This is a genomic window from Bacillus sp. F19, assembly GCA_023823795.1.
Lineage (GTDB): Bacteria > Bacillota > Bacilli > Bacillales > Bacillaceae > Bacillus_P.
The window spans coordinates 147,098-170,724 of record CP085711.1 but is presented as its reverse complement, the minus strand read 5'-3'; the positions used below and the strand labels follow the sequence as shown (position 1 = coordinate 170,724).

General features: G+C 39.9%; 12 protein-coding genes and 2 pseudogenes. All 14 read right to left on the bottom strand.

The genetic code is table 11. From position 1 onward, the window contains the following. The gene (locus LIT25_26670; GenBank protein ID USK36710.1) at positions 1-1,614 is read right to left on the bottom strand and encodes an ABC transporter substrate-binding protein; all 1,614 of its coding nucleotides are present in this window, start codon (positions 1,612-1,614) and stop codon (positions 1-3) included. Between the two features lie 960 nt (positions 1,615-2,574). Then, positions 2,575-3,657 carry a HupE/UreJ family protein gene (locus LIT25_26665; protein USK36709.1) on the bottom strand — a complete coding sequence of 361 codons (1,083 nt, stop codon included), beginning with the start codon at positions 3,655-3,657 and terminating at the stop codon, positions 2,575-2,577. Positions 3,658-3,784: 127 nt separating this feature from the next. After that, positions 3,785-4,186: a hypothetical protein gene (locus LIT25_26660; GenBank protein ID USK36708.1), complete on the bottom strand. Its 402-nt coding sequence runs from the start codon at positions 4,184-4,186 to the stop codon at positions 3,785-3,787. Positions 4,187-4,305: 119 nt separating this feature from the next. Further along, on the bottom strand, positions 4,306-7,512 hold the full coding sequence (locus tag LIT25_26655; protein USK36707.1) for a DUF5010 C-terminal domain-containing protein: 3,207 nt from the start codon (positions 7,510-7,512) through the stop codon (positions 4,306-4,308). 991 nt (positions 7,513-8,503) lie between these two features. Next, positions 8,504-8,956, bottom strand: a pseudogene (locus LIT25_26650) (IS4 family transposase). Between the two features lie 592 nt (positions 8,957-9,548). Next, a pseudogene (locus LIT25_26645) lies at positions 9,549-9,713 on the bottom strand (RNA-directed DNA polymerase). Between the two features lie 1,117 nt (positions 9,714-10,830). After that, entirely contained in the window at positions 10,831-11,895 is a 1,065-nt protein-coding gene (locus LIT25_26640) for a HupE/UreJ family protein (protein USK36706.1), read from the bottom strand. Between the two features lie 247 nt (positions 11,896-12,142). Next, positions 12,143-17,206: a discoidin domain-containing protein gene (locus tag LIT25_26635; protein ID USK36705.1), complete on the bottom strand. Its 5,064-nt coding sequence runs from the start codon at positions 17,204-17,206 to the stop codon at positions 12,143-12,145. 717 nt (positions 17,207-17,923) lie between these two features. Then, a complete protein-coding gene (locus tag LIT25_26630) occupies positions 17,924-18,673 on the bottom strand; it encodes a GntR family transcriptional regulator (GenBank protein ID USK36704.1) in 750 nt (249 codons plus the stop codon). A gap of 132 nt (positions 18,674-18,805) precedes the next feature. Continuing rightward, the gene (locus LIT25_26625) at positions 18,806-19,612 is read right to left on the bottom strand and encodes a PTS system mannose/fructose/sorbose family transporter subunit IID (GenBank protein USK36703.1); all 807 of its coding nucleotides are present in this window, start codon (positions 19,610-19,612) and stop codon (positions 18,806-18,808) included. Positions 19,613-19,614: 2 nt separating this feature from the next. Next, complete coding sequence (locus tag LIT25_26620; GenBank protein ID USK36702.1) at positions 19,615-20,406, bottom strand: PTS sugar transporter subunit IIC; 792 nt, start codon at positions 20,404-20,406, stop codon at positions 19,615-19,617. A 15-nt stretch (positions 20,407-20,421) separates the two neighbouring features. Continuing rightward, complete coding sequence (locus LIT25_26615; protein ID USK36701.1) at positions 20,422-20,907, bottom strand: PTS sugar transporter subunit IIB; 486 nt, start codon at positions 20,905-20,907, stop codon at positions 20,422-20,424. Positions 20,908-20,926: 19 nt separating this feature from the next. Continuing rightward, positions 20,927-21,322 (bottom strand): PTS sugar transporter subunit IIA, encoded by a 396-nt coding sequence (locus LIT25_26610; GenBank protein USK36700.1) that lies wholly within the window; start codon positions 21,320-21,322, stop codon positions 20,927-20,929. Between the two features lie 21 nt (positions 21,323-21,343). Further along, positions 21,344-23,083, bottom strand: a complete 1,740-nt coding sequence (locus LIT25_26605; protein ID USK36699.1) for a class I mannose-6-phosphate isomerase — start codon at positions 23,081-23,083, stop codon at positions 21,344-21,346. Between the last annotated feature and the right edge of the window lie 544 nt (positions 23,084-23,627).

The window sequence follows — 23,627 nt, the reverse complement described above, 5'->3', positions numbered from 1 at the left end:
TTATTCCTTCCATTTCCATTCCTCAATGTTGCTGGTGACCGGCCATCCGTGGCCGTGAGGATGTATTTGTTGATGTCCGATATCAAGTTGTTCTCTTACCAGGAATAGGTGATTCAAGTTGACAAGCCACGCCCAAGGGGCATCGCCTTTTGCGCTCATTCCGGTTGTTCCGTCCCACTGCGCCTTCTTCCAAAGATCCATAGCCGCCTTTTCATCCTTTGCCGCAATCGCTTCTTCCAAATACTGATCCACTATAGGGCTCTTATAGAAGCCTGGATTGAAATAATCGACTCCCGCGTATTTACTACTGTAAACGTTATACATTTCAAGCGGATCATGACTGCCCCACCCGAGCAGGACTGCATTGGAATACATCATTTTTCCTATTTCGTCCCAACTTTCCCCATCGACAATGATTTCTATGCCGATCGGCTTGATCATATCCGCAACGGCAATCGCAAGGGATTGTCTTGTCTCGTCACTCGATGGATAGAGCAAAGTGAATTGCGCCTTTACTCCGTCTTTCTCAACGATTCCGTCGTCATCCGTGTCCTTCCATCCGCCTTTTGATAAAATACCCTTCGCTTTGGCGGCATCTCCATCTTCGATTACCGTATCCGAATTCCACCACGGCATCTTGTCGCTAATCGTATAGGCAGGGGTTCCTTGCCCCTCCAGAACGCCTTCTACCAACGCCTCACGGTCAACTGCTGCATTGATAGCTTTGCGGATCGCGAGGTCTGCGGTTACGTCATTTCCGATCGGATGACCATCTGCCGTCGTTTGGCCGCTCTTAACATAAGGAAACATAATTCCCCGGTTATCTACGGATTCCAATGATTCCAGGCGCATTCCCGCTACTTGTTGTTTGCTGAACGCAGAAGGGATATAGGCTACGTCAACCGTTCCGGCTTTTGCGGCAGCATATGCCGCATCTTCGTCCAAGAAAAGAAATGTAAGCTTCTTAAAGTAAGGCTTCTCATCGTAATAGTTTGGATTCTCTTCCACGATCAGCTGTTGGCCCTTGTCCCATTGGACGAGCTTGAACGGCCCCGATCCAATTGGCTGCTCGGCATACGATTCATTATGAGCATGCTTGGGAACAATACCAAGGGTTGCAAGAATGTCGATAAAAGTCGATTGGGGACTCTTCAACGTGAATATGACTGTAGAATCATTCTGTGCCGTTACCGACGCTACATTTTGCAAGTCAACGACCGAGTTGCTTTTTGCTGTTGTTTCGAACGTATAGATAACATCCTCGGCAGTCAGCGGCTCGCCATCGCTGAATTTGACGTCTTGCCTTATATTCACTGTCCAGGTTAGAGCATCTTCGCTTATGCTGTAGTTTTCTGCAAGATCATTGACGATCTCCATGTTGCTGTCGCGTTTAAGGAGTGTGCTTTGAAAAAGAGGAGAACCATACCGACCCCAGCCGGTCGTAGGGTCGAAACCTTCATCCGATTCGCCGCCCACAGCAAGAACCAACTCACGCACCTCCTGTTCAGTAGAGTTCGTTGTCTCCTCACTTGAGCCTTCATTCTTAGAACATCCTGTAATCGCGAAAATTGTTGCGAGAATTAGTAGCAGGAAAGTACGACAGTTTGGTTTCATTTCTCTTCTCCTTGTAAAATTTTCGTCAATTGTGAATATATATACGGGCCCGTCCTCGGTTCAGACAGGATCTTCATTCCAACAATTTCGGCTTTGATAATGTTTCTGATAGCGCAAATTCCGCGGTATATGTGGCGGATATCTTATTAAGCTTTGGTACCAATGCCATTGATTTTGTATCGGTGGAACCGATAAACGGATGTTCCAACTCCATTGCAATATTTTTAACAGAGAGTAACAGCTATACTCTTCCGTTACATTCTATTAATATAAACTGCTACTTGATATGATTTATCAATAGGACTTAGTTTTATTTTGGGAAAAAAGATTGATCAAAAACTATTAATCCCCTGATGTTTCCGACCATATATTTTAGAATAAAGTTCGAGCAAAAATGTTCATAAATCTTGTTTTATCAACGTTCTATAAAATATGTACTGTATTTTAATCAATCTTTTTTATAAACGGTACAACTTTTTCACAAACGGCCGAACATTATTTCCCCCCCTTCAGAATCAAATTTGCTTTTCTGCTTAATGATAAGTGGTAAATATTAATAGAGTTTAGATTCAATGTAAACATTTTGTAATATCGATATATCGATATTATGTTATTACAATAATTCAAAATTTAAATCCTGTGTAGACAGGATTTAACGAATATTCAAAAATACTTTCACTTTGTAACGACTGACACTAAAGTTGAAAATTTGGGAAGTACTATAGCTATCTCCTTTAATTTTCTCTGAGTTGATCATGATCGGTGTATCGCCGTCAAGCTTTTCGCTTCAACCCTTCAGGAAACTTCGTCGCCTTCTACTAATAAACTTGCATTACGCATCCCCTCATAGGAATGGCTCAATTTGTAGGGTAACCACAAAGACAATATAAAAAGATTTCACTTCTCGAGCCTTCCCGGCCATATGGTTGGCAATCTTTTCATGTTTTGGGCTATGGTTTACTACAGACGTTGAATCAACCAATAAAATGCTAAAACAAAAATAAGGCAAGACGCGGAGATCATCATTTTACGATACCATGGGAACCTTCGCAGCCAAATCAAGAGAGGCAGTAATAGACACAGTACTATGAACTGACCCGTTTCCACGCCTAAATTAAACGAAAGGAGTGTGCCAATCAGATTGCTCTTTGGAAGTCCTATTTCAGTCAAACCCCCGGCGAAACCCATACCGTGAATCAGGCCAAATATGGCTGTCAATAGCCACCGCCATTTCACCTTTTGAACAAACATATTTTCTACTGCCACATAACAGATGGTCAGCGCTATAAAAACTTCGACCCAATGCGAACTGACCTGAATACGGTCGGTGGTCACCAAGAATAGTGTTATGCTGTGGCCGATTGTAAAAGCAGTAACAATTTTCAACGCATCCTTGAAGCGAGATGCGATTAATACTAAGGATAACAAAAACAGCATATGATCGAACCCGGTCAAAATGTGTTCGATTCCAAGTACAAAGTATTTCCATAGGACGGATTCACTTTCAGGCTGAGCAATATTTTCAGGCTGAGCAATGGTGATCTGAACATCTCTTTTTTTGGTATCAAGAATATTCTGATAGAAATATTCCCCTGCATGGACCAACAGTACATTCGTATGAAGAGGCGCACCTTCAAACATCAGATTGTAATGAAGATTAAATTGTTCGATCGCTTCATCGGCGGTTAACCTTAGTTTAAACATTACGCCGATCGTGGAAGCCTTTTCTCCCAACTCCATCGAAAGTATTTCCATCGTTAATGGCTTCGAATCCACATCTATACGAAGATCTTTCTGTAATACCGATTCGATTCTTTCTTTCTGCGAGGACAGTTCCTCGTTCTCCAGATGTTTATCCTTGTCGGTATCAAATTGTTCCAGCATGTCTATTTGATCAAGAAAAAGTTCATAGTCAATCGTATTCCCTTTAATGTTTAAAATCGAGTAACCCCTACTTTTGTCGGTATGGGCAAATGAAGTGCTGGCATTCGCACAAAATATTAATGTGACTATGAACAAGGACAGGAATGCACGTATTTTCAAAGCGAGACCTCTTTTCATCAAAGTTTAAATCTAATCTCTTGAGCGAATCGTAATTGTGTCAATAAATATTGAGCGTCTAAATATAGAGCGTCCCGCAGCAAATATTTTGCTGCGGGACCTCTTTTCATCAAAGTTTAAATCTAATCCCTTGAGCGAATCGTAATTGTGTCAATGAATATTGAGCGTCTAAATATTGAGCGTCCCGCAGCAAATATTTTGCCGCTTCACCTGATATGTGCTTTCCGCTTTGAGCCTTCACTTCATTCACAAAGCCCTTTAGCTCGTTGTTTGCCAATTTGTCCTGCAGGCTATCGGCAATTCCGGCATTGTCGATCCATTTGGTATCGACAATGCGTGTCACCACCGCCTTTAAGGAATCGATGCTGGCTACTGTCTGAAAGTGAACGGTTTTGCTTACCTGGTTGCCTGCCAAGTCGCTGGAGGATACAACAAGCGTATGCTGCCCAAGCGGCAACGTATAAAGCGGGATCGTCGTTCCGATTTGGTAAGAATGCGAATCGAGTGTCATCGTCGTTTTGCTGTTATCGACCCCCGACAGGTTGTCGGTTAATGCAAACTAGGCGTCAAATCCACGGAATCTTTATAAATGCTGTTGTCTCCCAGTACGGTCATCTCGACCTCAGGAACTTACTTATCCACCGGCGCTAAAATTTTCATTTCCGACAAACCTACATTTGACCCGCTTCCACCGGATACCTGGAATTTGATCCATGTCACCGTCTTGTCAGGGAAAGTTACAGAATAAGCGCTCCCGTCATTCGGGATTCCTGAAACCGTCAAAGTGCTTCCGTCGCTGAAGGTAAGCGTTCCGCCGGGCGCCCAGTCCGCTGTGTTGGGCCGATCATGAAAGATAATCTTGTTGAACGTTTGATTCGTCGTCCAATTCACCTGGATCCATGGATTCTGTTCTCCCTTGGAGGCCCATTCGCCATTAACCGCTTGCCCTATGCCATCAAACACTTTGTCGGGAGTAAAACTGGCATTGTAAATCGATGAAGCGGTAACTGCGGCGGTCCCCACTGGGATCCTATTAACAGTTACTCTAATGCTTGTTGTCAAAGGCACGTTATTGGGATTTGCCACCCCAGTTGGCAAAGTTACAGTTCCATTTACATTGAAGGTCTGTCCAGTCTTTACAGTGGGATCATAGTTTGAAGCATCTACATTCCATGTCACATTGGCATTCACATTTCCTAAATCGGTATCCAAGGATACTGTCTTTGGCAGTCCAAGGGCGTCCGCTGTCTTCGCCGTTCCGATTGCTGCGTCTATGTCAGCAGGCGCAGTGATGCTGTTCAATTTTTTTTCTTGAACCTCTGTCAATTCAAACCAGAGCAATCTCCAAAAACCTGTATTTGCATTCAGCCTTATTTTATGTGAGCCTTCACTCAGTTTGATCGTATCGGAAGAAAAAGTGCCAGGTCTCCAACTCCCGGTTGAAAATGGGGTTCTCGTTTGAGGTACTCCATCTACCTGGAATTCAACCTCTGCCGGACGCCATGTTGCCACCCTGTAATTTACTTGATAGAATCCCGATTTTGCCACATCTACGTTATATTCCATCCATTCGCCTTTTTCTATACCCATCACCAACCATGTGGGTCCGCCATCATTACCCGGAAAATTTCTAAATACAGAATCCGGTTTTTTCGAATTGTAGTTTACACCTTCTATCCTTCCTGGCACCGATGCTGAACCAGGCATTACATCTAAAATATTTACATTAAAGCTGGCTGTCTTTCCACCTACAGTCACAGTCAGTGGCACTCCTTCTTTAAGAGTGACACTATCAAAGCCGGTAATATGATCATCCGTTACGTTCTCCACTTTTGTTGTTCCATCGCTGTAAGTGCCTGTCACAACCAGCCCGTCTATATTCAACCAATCTCCCTGAAGGTAATTCAACTTTGTTGGCAGTTTAGTTATTTCGATGCTTTGTAACTTAACGTTAGAAGTCTCGTTGGCCATTGCCATGATCTGATCGGTAGACAATGCTTGATTGTAAACCCTTACTGCATCAATACGTCCATTGAAGCTTTGTTGGCCTCTACTGTCCGCACCGATATACGTTCCCGTTGTTGGCGTAGAAGGATCTGTTGTATTATTGGTTACCGGGGTGCTCTTGCCATTGATATAAAGCTCCCAGGTGCCGTTTCTTCTTGCCGCCGTGATATTGGTCCATTGGCCCGCCGTCAAAGCAGTCTGCGATCCAAGGATCGTCTGCCCGTTGATCGCAATGGACACCTTATCGCCTTGGTCATGATCCAGCATGATTGAATATCCATTGGTAAGGCCATCTCCGTTGGACAATATTTGTTGAGATCCTGAGGTTGCACCATTCCACTTCACCCAGGTTGTTAGCGTTACATTGTTCTGTTTGTTGGATACAAGATCTGTACTTGCATAATTACCGTCAGCACCGTTCAGGCTGAGTGAAGCGGAACCTTCCATTTTATCCGTCTTATCATAGGCAGCACTTCCATGCAAGGTTGCATTAATCCCATTCTTGATACTGTCGTTGCCATTGCCGTTAAATCCCCACATATTTTTGGGATCTTTACTATCCATAATTTGGATTTTATCTATGTTCACGCCCGCTGCGTTGCCATCGCTTTGTATGACGATCTTGTTATTTGGACCCGGATTCAGCTCAACAGGTACCGCCAATTCGTTATACGAGCTCATGCTTCCGGTAGTCGGAAAGCTGAGCGTCTGTACTTTGGCCCCATTTACATATATTCCCTTGGTAGCATTGGCAGCATCGGTAGCATACCTAATTTTCAATATTTTATTGCCGCCAGAAGCTCCTCCGTCAACCTTGAGCGACTCGATATATGCGCTTACATGGTTCATATTCACATACTTGCCGCCGGACGGATTTATGTCGTCGCCAGAGGTAGCATATGCGAACACACTATCCTCGGCTTCATACATGCCGGTTGTATTCGGGTGCAGACTCATAGTACCTTCCCATATGGTTTTTTGTGTAGTTACATCCCTTCCCTTTATATGCACCTTGTCTTTATATACATCAAACATCATAGCTTGACTATTTAAAACGGCACCGTCTCTTAATGCAGTGAATTTATTCGCGTACATGTTACCTTGTATCTTAGTATCGTCGTGAAGATGTCCTGTTGTTAAAATAACCTGTGGATATTTTTCAAGGATTTTTCGGAACTCCTGTTCCTGTGCATTTCTTTGATAAATACCATTCGAAGAATATGACTTGGATACGGTCTGGTGAATAGGCTCATGCGTGAACACAAAAATCGGCTTGTCCGGTTCAGCATTTGCAGCAAGCGTGCTTTCCAACCAGGCTAACTGTTCGTCGGACATATACGCGGTATAGGACGGTTTCTTATCAAACCCTAAAATTATGAAGTCATAGCCTTGTATTTCCCGGTGGTAATACACCTTCTTTTCTGGTATTTCTGCCTTTTCTATAAATCTGTTCTTCGCTACATTATAATCCGACTGCCAATCATATTCATGATTTCCGATTGCATAATACACCGGCGGATGATCTTTTACAGAATCGATAGCATTTCTTATGGCGTCATATTCACCGCTATCCCCGAGATTGGTTATATCCCCGGGTAAAAATATTGCACTGGCATTATTATTTTTAGCATCCGTTACAGCTTTAGCCGTTTTAACCGTATCGCTATGCGTGTCCGACATTGACATGAAGCTGAAGATAGGTTCTTCCGTAGTGTTTTCTGTCACTGCTGCAGAGCTTTCTGCCGAAGTACTGCCTACTACACCCGTCAGGGCTACATTCACCAGCATGAGTGATAGAAATGGCTTTTTTAGCCTTTTAAGAAATAGCATAATTAAACCTCCTGTTATTCTTTGTAATACTCAATCTGAAATGGCCGTTTGTCATTTTGCTTAGCCCGTTAAGGGGTCCCTTAGAGGGATTGAAAATCAGGATTTTATATTACTTGATCGCTTAGCTGGAAATATTCGCGTTTTGACAGCGGGCCTCCGTTAATGTCGAATCTTGTTGTCCCTCCCTCGTCGTAAAGTTTTTGAGCTAAATTCGTAAGCATTGATCCTATACAACTCTTGCTGCAAGATTCCCCTTCTCCAGAATCAAATTTGCTTAACTGCTTAATAGTAAGTTATAAATTTTAATAGAGTGTAAAACAAACGTAAATTTTTTGTAAGATTGATATATTGTTATAATCATACAATTCAAAATTTAAATCCTGTGTAGACAGGATTTAACGAATATTCAAAATGACAAACTTACCCTGTCAGGCCTGAATATCATCCTGATCTAAAATTGCTTAAAACACATTTAATAGAACACCCACAATTGTAATAGCTACTAATATGAGCAGAACTTTTTTTCCCACTATACATTTTCTTAGAAATTAAATACCAGCAAAATAGGACTGCAAGAAGGGATAGGAACCCTGGGAAGAAGCCGTCTAAGATTTTTGTAATTCAATAGTATCTTTGCCATTCGGAACCTTTAATGTAGTTGATAAATGGACGAATGAGGATGCTAATCCCCCGATTAGGGGTAGTACCACATCGCTATCAAGCTAAGACTGCATTAGGAAATTTTCAGGAGAGTTTTTTTACTTTTTATAGGGGATCAGTGTAGATTATTTAAAAATTCGCATACGAAATAAACTCTAATGGGTTTTGTCTTTTTTTAATTAAGCAGCTAGATCTTCAGATATGGTAAAATTGTAAACGACACCTAATATATCAAAGACTGTTTTTTTCTCGTATCGATGAGATTTTCGTCCATTACACTGTAGGAGGTTAAACAGACGAAGGAGAATCTTTGATAATTCTTGGGTGTCTTTGCTGTATGGCTGCATCCTCCTGCGCCTGGATAAACGAATGAAAAGGGATCTGGGAGTTGAAATGCAGTTGAATCTAAAATACGAATACGCTTGAAAACAGAAGTATATGGAGAAGAAATCGGTATAGATGAGGCCAATTTTTGGTTTAGTAGTTCAGCTAATATATGTTGCAAAAATTGGACGGCCGCTTTATTAAATAGTTGATTCAGTCCCTCAGGACTGATGAGTACTTCTGTTGATGCTTCTAAACAGCTAGATAGCTGAGTTAAAGAAGTAGTAGCAACATTTTGGCTCATCCATACACATAAAGCAACTAAATCTTTGGCTTGGTATTTACTAGTTCGCTGGACAAAACCAACATTTTTAGCAAGATCTCGTAAGAAATTTGGGGATAAGAAGCCTTGAATTTCTCGAGCAAATAGTTGTAATTCATCAGATACAGAAATAGACATACAAAAACGCCATCCTTTCCTATGATTCTACAGAAAGAATAGCGTATTTTTTCATTTTAGGGGTATTTTATTTTGTTAGCTTGATAGCGATGGGGTAGTACCAACGAAGCTGTCACCACCCGCAATAAGGAAATGTCAAGATTACAATAAGTTGTTTAAGTTTAATACTTCTAACACGCATACCCCCGTCCTGGTTTGGATGGGAGTAAACTAAAGTTGTTAAATTTTTTATAGGATGCCTCAGCAATACAGTCGTTTAAAAATATTAATTTTCTTATAGTGATAGGTAAGCTTTTGAAGTTGTCGCCAGCTTTTCCCCCACTTCACACCGTACAGGCGAGTTTCCCAGCATACGGCGTTCCAACTAATCCAACTCATTCAATATTTTTATGTATATGCAAGATGAAATGTAGAATCAGGTTGCTTCGTTCAGACATTGCTCACGCAATTTATTAACTTCTGTAAGTTGCTTTTCATTTAACTTGAGTGAGTTTAAAAGCATTTGTATTTTCTCTTGATCTCTCAAAGCAGTAAAACGGCTGGATATGATGGATTGACGATTGAAGATATAAAGCGATTATCTGTATTAGAAATTTCGTTTAATATTCCGATAAGCTAATCGAATATTTTCATCAGATTGTATTAAATCTAGTAATCCATAAAAATTTTGACCATTAGCACTTTGAGCATATAAAGAATCAAAATAAGATTGCATATCATTATACTCATTGTGCCTCAGCTTTTTTCGTTTTAACAAGTCGGTGGCTCCTTTCGGAGCTGAACCTCTATTAGTCTTACAAGAACCTTATTAATCGTTTAAGAACTGTCTTGCATGGCTGAATGAATCTTTTATTAGTCTAGTGGCTACCCCTCCACGTTCATTACACGCTTCGACGGTACTGTGCCACCACTTTCACTGATATGAAGAAAAGTTATATAGTCGCTATTCTCACGACTATTTTCCTTTCCAACGCTTCAACGAGAGTAAGCTCTCCACGTTATCAGCTTACAACGTTGAGTTACATCTATTATAGAACAAACTTAGGTGCTTCCTATGAGCCTGTTAGCGTTGCATGTGCCTATAACACAAGATGGATTTTTATATTGTGGATTCTTACTCATCCATAGCTAACCCTACATTTAGTAGTAAATACATTTCTATATAATGCGCGTCTAGACCCGTACATTTAGAAGTTCGTCAGCAATACAGTATCTTATTGTATTTACATTGCATTCTCACCATATCTGTTCAACCCAAGCACCATGATTTACACCACCCCATCGGGTAGGCTTCCGTCAGCCGGACTGTTACGGTAAATTCTCACGCCTATTAGCCGAGCTTATAACACGCTTTTCCTTACTAAACAGCGTGCTATTCGACGCAGGGGGAGCCTTTCAGAGCGTTACCTCCTCATTCGACTCCTCAACATAACCCTTCAGTTTTAGCAATCTAAAACTACCCGACCTTTACCGAAATCGTGTGACCACATTTCATTTAAGCCAGGAACATTTCGCACCCACGATCGCGCCCGATCGTATTATAAGGTTAACCAGATAAGAAAATATGGTTCTGGTGCAAAAAATACTCGATAGAAACATAGAGTGTCAATTTCCTTAAATTGCTAGCTTATGAAGCTAATCCAAATCTCCTTTAATTTTCACTGAGTTGATCATGATTGTTATATCGCCGTCAAGCTTTTCGCTTCAACCATTCCGGAAACTTCGTCGCCTTCTACTAATAAACTTGCATTACGCATCCCCTTATAGGAATGGCTCAATTTGTAGGGTAACCACATAGACAAAATAAAAAGATTTCACTTCTCGAGCCTTCCCGGCCATATGGTTGGCAATCTTTTCATGTTTTGGGCTATGGTTTACTGCAGGCGTTGAATCAACCAATAAAATGCTAAAACAAAAATAAGGCAAGACGCGGAGATCATCATTTTACGATACCATAGGAACCTTCGCAGCCAAATCAAGAGAGGCAGTAATAGACACAGTACCATGAACTGACCCGTTTCCACGCCTAAATTAAACGAAAGGAGTGTGCCAATCAGATTGCTCTTTGGAAGTCCCGTTTCAGCCAAAGCCCCGGCGAAACCCATACCGTGAATCAGGCCAAATACGGCTGTCAATATCCACCTCCATTTCCCCTTTTGAACAAACAGATTTTCAACCGCCACATAACAGATGGTCAGCGCTATAAAAGCTTCGATCCAATGCGAACTGACCTGAATACGGTCGGTGGCCACCAAGAATAGTGTTATGCTATGGGTAATTGTAAAAGCAGTAACAATCTTCAACGCTTCCTTGAAGCTAGATACGATCAGTACCAAAGATAACAAAAAAAGCAAATGATCATAACCTATCAAAATATGTTCGATTCCAAGAACAAAGTATTTCCATAGTGCGACGCCAACTTCGGACTGGGGAACGATGATATGAATGTCTCTTTTGTTTGTTTCAATTATATCCTGATAAGATTGTTTTCCTGAATTAACCAAAAGTATATTCGTATGAGCAGGGTCAGCGTCCTCAAATACCAGATTGTAATGAAGATCAAATTGTTCAATCACTTGATCGGCGGTAAACCGTAATTGAAACAGTACCCCTCTCATTGAATTCTTTTCTTCAATTTTCATCGAAAGCAATTCCATCTTTAAGGGCAGCGAGTCCGTTTCTATACGAAGACCTTTCTTTAAATACGATTCAATCCATTCTTTTTGCGAAGCCAGTTCCTCGTTCTCCAGATTATTATCCATATTGGTATCGACTTGTTGAAACAAGTCGCTTTGATCAATAAAAAGTTCATACTTTATCTCTTTTCCATCAACGTTTAAGGTCGAGTAACCGAAGCCTCCGGAATGCGCAAACGAAGTTGTGGCAGTCCCCAAAAATAATAAGATGATAAACAAAGACAGGAATGAACGTCGAATCATAATGGGACCTCATTTCATAGAAAGTGGAGAGAAAAGATTTACTTTTCTCTCCTTATTATCTGGTGCTATTGCAAAATCTTATTGGCGATCCAAACTAAATCTGCAAAATTAATCTTGTCGTTATGATTGATATCTGCATCTTTAACCATGTGCCAATCCTCACTTGTAAGGGTCTTTCCTTAATTCACCGTGTCCAGCGTTCAATAAATTCTTTTAAGTTAGAAGCTAATTCTTTACAGTTTCTGTTTTAAGGACGAAGGACGCTAATCTCCGCAGCCGATGCCCAGCCGCCAGTACCCTCCGTTGCTTCGAGCTTGACATATGATGCATCTGTCGGATCAAAAGTTGCTAATTTCTCCTCATTGTTGTTTGCCCAAGTTCCGCTTGCAACTTTAGTAAAGGTCACTCCATCTGTACTTACATAAACGTTATATCCTGTAATATTTCCGTTGCTGCCTGATGGCCTTGGTAAATACGCGACCTTATCGATTGCGTAAGTTCCTCCAAGATTTAAGGTGATCGATTGGGGGAGAACATCAGATTTATCCCACTTTGTATGCCAAAACGTTTGTGGGTCTCCATCAATCGCCATGGATGCTGAATTATTTTCACCAATCGTTTCCTGACTTGTCGCCGTTGCCGTCATTTGAGACTGGGGGATCTTATTAACAGTTAATTGTTGCACCTCGGAATGCGTTAGTGCTCCACGATATACGCGAACGTCATCCAGCATCCCGTTATAAGCTTCATTGCCGGTCTCCGAGTTGCCTAACTCGAAATGAGCCGTCGTTGTCGAAAGCGCTCCTAAGGTCATAGGATCTTCGGCTACTCGAGTTCCATCAACATATAGCGTCATACCCTTGCGTTTGTCATAACTTGCAGCATAATGATGCCATTTGTTATCGCTGTACGTCCAGTCAAACGACAACGTGTTAGGCGATCCATCGATCCAATACTGTGCGCGGCCGCGCCCCGCACCATCCAGCTGCAAGCCGGTAAAGTGCCCGTTATGACTCATGATCGACACGTTGCCGGAACTTGCGGACTGAGAGGTCTTAAACCAACCCGTAATGGTCATTGCATCCGTTTCATTCAAAGCCGGCGAAGAGCCGATATCAACTTTAGAATTGGAGCCGTTGAAAGAGAGTGCTCCATCGATCTTGCCAGAAGCTGACCATTCCGGATTGTTGATCAGCGTTCCTGTATGGTTCTTGTTGCCTGTAGAGTCGGTTGCGGTTATACCGGAACCTTCGTCCAATTTCCACTGGGCAACAAGCGTTGCTGGCACGACATCATGTTGTGTTGATGCAAATACTTGAAATTCAGCTAAACCAACATTAGTCCCCGTACCGCCGCTCACGTCGAATTTCACCCACGTTACCTCTTTCGGAGCAAATCGAATCGTCTTGGATGTACCGTTCTTCGGAAGACCTGATACGGCGATCGTTGATCCGTCGCTGAACGACAGCGTTCCGCTATTCGCATGATGATCCCTCGAGTTCCGATCAAACAACACAATTTTGCCGATTTTCTGAGTACTGTCCCACGTCAGTTTAATCCAAGGTTTCGAAGTAGTTGACGCCCACTCGCCTACATTTGATATACCTTTTATCCCATCTGTGACATTTATCGGCTCATAGATAGAGGAAGGAGAGGTTGTTGATGCCGTCACAGTCGCATTAGGAGCGATATTGTTCGGTTCATTATCAACCAAAGCAGAAACCTGGTCGCTCATCTGCGAAAGTTTACCGTCCCGGTCGTAAGCTCTAACCGTATACGTATGCAATCCCGTAGCGACTTGATAATCCAAATAGCTGTTTAATAGAGCTGGGTTGTCCTTGATTTCAATTCCATCCCGGTATACTTTATACCCTGCAACGGACACGTCATCGGTCGATTTCGTCCAACTAATGGAAACACGACCGGGAACTGCGAAATCCATGCTCAGTTCAGGTGTAGAAGGAACTTGCTCATCTGAAATTGCTCCCGCTGCGGGCGAAACAGCGTTCGAAAATGCTCCTTTGGCTCCCGCCCTTACGGCTCTTACTTTGTAGTAATATTTTTTTGTAAGACCTGTCATTACCTGATTGTCGTAAAAATGGTTGCTGCTTACAGAGCCAAGATAGCTTCCCATTCCCGGTGTGAAATTGATATCCGGGCTTCTGAATATTTCATAATAGGCTAGAGAAGAATCCTTCAAGTCCGTCCAAGTCAACTGAGTTCCTCGGTTATCCATCGTCGCCTCGACTCCCGTTACTTGAGCAGGCGCTGTGCCTTGTTTGACGCGAATCGTAAACCAGTCATTTCCTTTAATAGTAAAACTCACTTTGTTGTTTTTCAGCGGTAATGTCGCAATATCATTCTCGACAATATCCGTCTTTGTGACCGAACTTGCTTGTAATTTCCCTAAATCTACCGTTACTCTCGTATTTTTTCCTGTTGTTTCGTTAAATCGAAGAATGACACCTTCCCCGTTGTCTTCCGCAATTTTCGAAGCTGTCAGCACGACATTATCTTGATCGATTCCAATAAATTGATCTTTTACTCCGTTATATGAACCCTGCTGCGCATTTTGAATCACGGTGGACTTAAATCCGGAGGAAGTTTGCATACCAAATTTGTCAGCCCTGCCCGCTTGCCAATTTTTGCCCCCATGGGATGTGATCGAATACTTAAATGAAACGGGGGAAGGCTGTGATTTCGGGAAGTTCACGTGCCACTTATTATTCATTACGTAGCTATAAATCCATGGCTTCTTCTGCCTAACATCATAGTCTTTATCAAATTTGTAAGAACGGCGTTCGCCGTATTGCACGAGCGGCGCGTTTATCGGTGAAAACGTAATGCCGTAATCGCTTTGGTTGGATACGTCAATCCATCGATTCACCGTATATTCGTCTGTCATTGAAGCATATAACTGCTCGGTACTTGGATCGTTAATATTAGAGCTCACACCCGGTCTCACATCTCCTGTTGGCATTTCGTGGCGAATAACAGGTGTTGAAACATTCATAGGAAAGGAAAAGAAAGCTTCTTCGTCTTGACTGCTAATATCAATAGCAGGATTCTTTACCACATCATTGACAATATCAATCCGCGGGATCGAATCGTACAATATAACGTTTCTTTTTAAACTGCTTACGCCCAAAGCAGGTTTCCCATCAGCTGTCATAACCCCCATGACCCCGCCAGTTGTGCTCGAAAGCTGCGCTGTTTCTACAATGTTTGTTGAGGATACGCCGCTTGATTGTAAAGGGGTAGTATAAAAAATAAACTGATTCATTTTATACGGCGCCGTTTTATCAACCATCTCTTTATTCCCATTGACTTTATCGATAATACTGTAAATCGAACCACTGGAGTCGAACTTCACTTTATAATAATTATTTTCCAGCGTATTGGATGTCGCAACAACGGACGTTGTAAATACCGGATCATCCGAACGGGAGTTTACCTGAAACGTTTTATAGCCGTTGCCCGGAACATTTTCCGCAACAAAGACAACGTTGCCGTCGCTTAATTTCTGATATTTGACTTTCGAATTGGTTTCTTTATCAACAATATCAAAATGGGCCGGCAGACTTTTCAAATTCACCTTCGCGATATCCGAGTTCGTCCACGAATGCGAATTATACACGGCAATCGTGTGTCCGCTTGTTGGAATTTGGGTACTAATCGCGTCGAGTGAACTGCTTAGAACCGAATCGGATAATTTATTGCTGGATATAGACATATCCCTCTTCCAATTCGTATTCAAAGTCGGGTGAGCAGTATTCCAGTAATCCCATGTGTGTTCTTCATAAAGGGACATTTTCTTATATGCATCGTTAATTTTCTCAAATGGATATCGCCTGCCCGCGCTCGCCATGTTGGCCCAAGTCGCAAACTTCTCAGCTGCCGGCAATTTATCGTGATTTTCTTTATTGACGGCTGTTTCGTAAGCGGTTGATCCCGCGCCATAGTTCCAAGAACCCTCGATCGTTCCCTTAAATGCTGGGATCTGGGTGGTGTCAGAGTTTTCTTCAATATACCGAAAAAAATCGCCCACATCAGAGCTTCGGTATTCAGGATAAACATATTTGCGTCCTTTGCCGTCTGTTCTGGCATTCATTTTTTGAATGTTATTGAGTACATCAGCAACAATTCCTCCATTATCGCCGCCATTCGTAGTATCTTCAAATACAGCGTCATATGGATAGCTGGAAGCATCCGTCGGATTGCTGCTGCCTCTTTGTAAAGCCATTAGTTTATCGGCTATCTTATTAAAAGTAGTATTACCCGTAGTATCTGTACTTCTAAAACTAAACTCATCTAGCGAATATTTCCCGTGATTGTAAAATAAAATTTTATTATTGGGGACTCTTCCTTGCATATAAAATAGTCTAGGATAAGAGGAATAGTAGTCAGTGCCACCGTTGTCGCTCCATGTACTGTTTGCATGATTCGCGCGGATGACGCCGTATTTCACGCCAGCTTGAACATTGGCGTCGATGTTGGACCATGAAATGCTACTATCATCCGATTTCACCAACACTTTGCTCGATTCGGCGCCGATTACATCTTTCATAATCCTCTCTGAATAGTAGTTCTCCCTGGCCATCTGCTCGGTACCAAGGCCTTCATACACAGGGTTTGTATAATTAGAAGGGTAAGATATATTCCCGCTTTTCACATTTTGCTTGAAAGTTTCAATCCAATCCGCATTTCTCACCTTTGCAGCAGAATCGAGATATTGAAAAGAAGTCTCAAGCGGATATCGGAACTGATCGTTCGTTGGTAATCCAGCTGTTTCCTTAATTTTAGAGTTGGCTGTATCCAGAAAACCTGGCAAAATATCATTATTTAGATCCTCTTGATAATGAGTAAAACCGATGTCCAGGTGCAAATCGTGCGCTATGAAAAATTTCCAATGGCGGACTTTGTTCTGCGGCAAAGTTTTGGTTGCTAATGGCGTTCCCGTTCCGTTAGCATTATCAAAAATCTCAAACGTTACATTATCACCGTCATTGTTTAACTCCAATACATCGACAATAGGAGTATTATTCCCACTAGCGAGGTTGCCAATTGACTGCATATAAGGATCTTTTCCAGTAACGGTAATTCTGACCCAAGCGCTAAATGCGCTGTCGGGATTATTAACGGTCAGCTTCGTTTCTGATTTTAAATTCCCTTCATCGTTGATGATAAACGGCCTTTGAGTGACTTGTGTAATCGTGACTGGACTAGCTGCAAATTCAACATCAACAAAGGTAGAACTAAACGAATATAAGAGTATGACAAAAGCTAACAATGCCGACACTTTCTTTTTCATTTCAATTCCTTCCTCTCTACTTGCTTTAATAAGCTGGTGGGGCTGCAGTTAGTCCGTTCCCACCATACGTTACCATTGCTTCATTGTCTTAATTGATAAATTTCAAGTAATGCAGCATACACTTTAATACCACAGCACTTTGTGCGTGTGCTGCGTTAGCTTTGGCAGAGAATCTGCCGTTGCCATCTCCTTTAATAATTCCTGCTTTTGCATAATCCGATATAGACTTGTGATCAGTAAACTGGTCTTTAAACGGTGCAACTTTTTTACAAACGGCCGAACATTATTTAAAACCACCTCCTCCAGAATCAAATTTACTTATCTGCTTAATGGTAAGTGTTAAATTTTAACAGAGTATAAATCCAACGTAAATATTTTGTAATATTGATATATTGTTATTACTATATAATTCAAAATTTATATTTCTACCCTAAGCTGAATTACTCCTGTAAATAAATTTATGATTATTCTAACCTTCATCCTTTTTTCTTTACTGCATATTATTATTTTAAAATATCAAAAACAAGTAAGAATCTATCCAACCATAACTGAATTCCTACTACATATTTGAGATAATTTTATATCAACAATTCTTTCTGAATATTTAGATAATTTTTCTTAAAAATGTATAAGTTAGTGTCAAAATACTGGGAACATCTCAGAATGTTTCAATTCAAAAAAGATACACCATTACAAAGTATGTCCCCTAGAGTATATTTAAGAAAATGCTGCTGAACTAAAATCTAAGTAGTAAGAATATTCATCTCCATTGTAATAGCATTCCGAACACTCAATAAAATCACCATTACTTTTATAAGCATATCGAATACGTCTTAATATTGGACAATCTTGAGGTACTTCTAACATTTCTCTGATTTCCTCTATAGATCGCAGTGCCGATAACTGTTCTTTTACTTGAGCTACAATAATCCCTTTCACCTCTAACAAAGCATAAAGAGATTCGTAATAATCTTTAGGATTTAAAGAGATATTCATATTAGGCTTCATATAGGTTTTAAAATATCCTATTTTAACTCCATTAATTCCTCGTATTCTCCTTAATAAAATGACTTCATCCCCCTCTTTAACACATAAAAGTTTAGCTATATGTTCATCGGCTTTAATAAGCTTAATATCAGCAAATAACGTACTAACATTTAAGCCTCGTTCTTTCATCTCATTCGTAAAGCTTTTTACGTAAGTTGATAATCCAGCCGGTCCTGAATTAGCTAAATAATCTAATACATATGTACCCTTAGGTCTTTTCTTTTCAAGATAACCATCATTAACAAGTTCATCAATTGCTTGTCTAATAGTTACACGGCTAACATCATAAAAACTACATAATTCTCCTTCTGTAGGTATTTTCTCACCAATCCCCCACTTACCTTCTTCAATCTTATTCTTTATATCAATCTTTACTTGCATATACAATGGTGCCAAATTTATCATTTCATTATCATCCACTAATGACTACCCCTTTTTCATATTGTTCATAATCTATTATTTATCGTTAATTATAACGTACCATAATTATTTAGGAGGTAAAATACAATAAGGAGGGAGTCAGTTATAAATAGACTCCTTTCTATTATTTAATTAAAACAAACCGACTAATACACCTACAATAGATAGAGCTACTAAAAACAACAATACTTTTGTTGCACTAATTTTCTTAATTGAAATTAGATACCAACTAATCAATACGGCTATTAACGATAATAAACCCGGAAAAAATCCATCTAAAGTTTTTTGGAGCTCTATAAATTCTTCACCATTTGGTATTTTCACGGTCGTTGCTAATTTTACAGAAGATGCCGCCAAACCACCAATGACCATAGTTCCCAATACGTTTAAAGCATTTCTAATTCGATCAGCGTTCGCTCCCATTAAACCATCTAAAGCATTTGTACCAAGATGATATCCTCGGAAATATAGCCAATAAGATAGCATCCCCATAACCGCTAAATAAGCAACAATATAGAATAAAACACCTAATGGACTACCATCAACAGAAATACTCATACCTATTGTTAAAAGAATAGGGATAATAATACCTTGAATTGTTGAGTCACCTATACCAGCAACAGGTCCCATTAATCCTGTTTTAATACTATGGAACATTTCATCCGTAATGGGTTGTCCATTAGCACGTTCTTCTTCAAGTGAAGCCACTACACCGTTTACAACACTCCCCACTTGAGGCTCGGTATTGTAGAATACGGAATGTCGTTTCAACGCTTCTTTTTGTTCTTCAGGATTATCTTTATATAACTTTTTAATAATTGGTATCATTGAATGAGCGAAGCCATGTGCTTCTAGTTTTTCAAAGCTCATAGAAGACAAGTGGAACATTGCCCATTTCAGCCAGCCTTTTCTTAAATCCGCTTTATCAAGTTTTTTCATCGCTAAATCACCTCATCTTCAACTTCTTTAGGAGCATTATTTCCTGTAGCTAAGTAAACAATATATGCAAGCAATACAGCTATAATTGTTAAAGCAATCATGTTTGGAACGATGAATGCGATGATACCAAAACCACCAACAAAAAAGATTAAATATGTTTTATCTTTAATTAATAAGTTCATTAATAAGGCAATACCTAACGCTGGAAGTAATCCACCTAAAACGTTCATAATTTGAATAACAGTGTCAGGAATAGCATTAAGCGCATCGTCTACGAAACCTTGTCCAAAATACACGGCTAAAGCAACTGGAATGACACGTAATAAAAAATTGACGATTTGAGGATACACACCGTTGTTTAGAGCAACCCCACGCATATCTCCCCTTTCTGCAGCTTTTTCTGCTCGAGTATTCCAAACAGAGTTTGTAACCATCATCAGATTATGAAGAATTAAACCTAGAGCACCTATACCAATTGATAGAGTAACCGTTACACCCGGAGAGGCATTTGCAAGCATACCAAGTGCAATACCACCATACGCTGCATATGTAATCTCAGAGTTTTGTGTACCACCAGTCGAAATAGTAGCAATAAACGCAGCTTGAACAGCTACCCCTAGAAGAATACCCGTTGAAACATCACCAAGAATAAGACCTACAATTAGACCCGCTACTAAAGGTCTTCCAATAATATAGTAGCCCCCTGTTACACCAAGTAACCACGGTGAAGAAACGGATCCGAGATAACAGAAAACCCCTATTAATACAGCTTGAATTAAGATAGCAACATCCATAAATTATCCCTCTCTTTAATAGTTTTCTTTTACTTTTGTCCAAGAAAGAGGAGTTTCCTCAGGAATTAGTTGAAATGTAACACTAATATTTTTTTCTACTAGATAATCAAATGCCGCTTTTTCTTCTTCTGTAACAGCTGCATTTTTCGCCACTGTTTTAGCATCTGGACGAGCACTCATTGGTCCAACATTTATCTCATTACCAAAGTCAGCACCTGCTTTAACAAGCTTTTGTAGGGTAACTGGTGTTTTAACAATCACGAAATAACTATTTTTCGCATTTTTTGCTAGCTTAATTTTTTCTAAACCTTCTTCAATGCCATAGATTCCTACTTTAACACCTGAAGGAGCTGCATTTGTTAAGATTTTCTTTTGAAATTCATCCTTCACAATTCTTTCATCAATGACTAAAATTCCGTTTACCGCTTTTTGTCTAGACCATCTTGTCACAACTTGTCCATGGATTACTCGATCATCAATTCGTACAAATGTAATAGGCATTACTCATTCCTCCCAGAGGTTATAATGTAATAAATTCAATCGATTGCTTACCTGAATCACTAGCAAAACTTGCTAATTCATCCAGATTTCCAACACTGCTGCGACCAAAAATCGTTTCAATTAACATTGGTAAATTTATACCTGCAACTACCTTTACTTTCCCTTCATTCACGAAGCCATATTTCAAGCTTTGGTTACATGGTGTTCCACCTTTTAAATCACACATCACAAGAACTTGATTATACTTTTCTACCATTTCGTCTAACTTTGCTTCTAAACGACTAGCAAAATCATCTACTCCATTTTCATCTAATGAAACAGCTTCAATTCCTTCTTGTTCACCAGCAATCATATGTGCTGCATGTAACAATCCGTTACAAAGTTCACCATGAGTTGTTACTAAAATACCAATCATATCTATTCTCCTTTTTCTACCTTAAATTCTTACAAAAGCTTTAATTGTAGCAATTTCTTTTCCTTTTGATTTTCCATATGGTTTTATCGTGTATTCCTTTACACATTCAGGAATAATAAATGTTTCAGCATATCGAACGATGAAAGGTTCGAATTTATTCGTTGGACTTTCAACAATCGCTTCTTCACCTTCAATTAAATTCAACATGTTAACGCTTCCATTTGTATTGTGATGAACAGTTGAAGTAAACCAATGTCTTCTTGTTTCAATAAATTCTCTTTCATGAAGCCCTGTTCTTTCTTCTCTCCATCCATCCTCACTTGCAATTGTCTCGATACGATTAATTAAATTAGTTTCTACCCACTCCGTATCTCGATTCCATACAATATTTTTTTCACCATGATCAATATGAACAGGTCTTGGTAAACCATCAAGGCCAAGTCGATCCCAATCCCATAATTTAAAGGTAAAAATATACGGTGTAGAACTAATTTCTAAAACCATTGTATCTGTACCTGAACAATGAACTGTTCCAGCAGGTATCAAGTAATGATCATGCTTTTTGGCTGGAAAGTTATTTACGTATTTTTCATCAGGGAAAGAAATTTCTCCACGTTCTGCTCTTCGTAAATCCTCCATCATTTCTTTAGGATTCACATCAGCCTTCATTCCAAGATATACCTCAGCATTTTCTTTTGCATCAAGAATATAATAACTTTCATCTTGCGTATAATGCATACCAAATTTTTCTTGAATGTACTCAACCAATGGATGTACTTGTAAGCTCAAATTTTGTCCAGACATTGTATCTAAAAAATCAAATCGAATCGGAAACTCAGTTCCAAATCTAGCATGCACACGATCCCCTAATAAATCAGTAGGATGCAAGAATACTGTATTAATTGATGGTGTTTCAATTCGTACATCACCATAGGTTAAATATAAACTGTTTTCTTCTGGTACTCCATCAAAACTCCAAGCAAAGTTCTCTTTTTCTTTATCAAGCCCACAAACCTCTTTCATCCATTGGCCTCCCCATACTCCGGGATCAAAATAAGGAACTAAACGGAATGGTTGATGAACTGTTTGACGCATACCTTCTAAAAACGCTTTTCCAGATACCATCTTCGCATTATCTTTTTCATTTGTATCCATATAGTAATGAATATCATTATATAGCGTCTTTTTATGACGATCACTTACTCTCCATTCAACAAAGAAACCCCGTTTATATTTTCGTAGAATATCTTCCTCATGATTGTCAATTTTCCAATTTCCCAATTCTTTGGAGCGATATCGTTGTTGAATTTCCCAACGGGCTAAGTCAGCGTATATTAATATATCACCTTTTGTTACTAATGAAGCTCCTACACCATAGACCACTACAATCCCATTATGACCTTCTACTTTTTTTCTTGCGTCTTGGATTTGATTCATATCGAAGAACTCTTCTAATGTATGACAAGATAAAACTCCAAATACCCGATCATCGGTTAAATTACGTTCTATTAATGTAGTAATTTCTTTACCCGAATATGCTAAATCATCTGAGAAAATAACTAAATTCGCATCTAATCCATCAATTAGTTTTGTTTTAATCTCATCATATCGAACACCTGGATAACAATCGATGACGACTGTTTTCATATTTTCATTATTACTCAGCTGATGTAATAATTCTTTTTGAATTGATTCATACCCTTGCCAAGATTCATTGATTAGAGGACCTTTTACTCTTATTTCAGGAAACTTATTATACATGATATTTGCTCTCCTTTATTGTAACGTTGTAACGTTATAATCTTATAATAAAATGATTTACCTTCCTTTGCAAGCGGTTTCTTATGAATTTTCAAAATAAATAAAATAATACAAACAAACTACCTAAAAATTATTACAATCCCTTTTCGAATCATGGCAAAAAAGAAAAAGACTGCCGTAGCAACCCCAATTTTTAAAACATAAAATAACCGTCTATTCACAAAGAATGGGCGGTTTTTTATTTTCAAACGGTCGATATACCTTGTCCATAAAAGTCTTTTATCAAAGAATCTTTTAAAGTATCGCACCCGTTCGTAATATAACCTTAGCCAGATATTTCTGGTTGACCTTTTTCTACAAGGTTTTATTATAACGGTAGTCGGGGTAGAACCTCGCACCCGTGGGACTCGATCCCCGTCAGCTAAACTGTTCACCCCCTACTTGTATAAACATGTTTCAGGCTGGTTGGGACAATGATCCCGTTTAACAAGCGAACCTATGACATTACAAGAAGCCTTAGGGGTTACCGACTAATATAGTTATT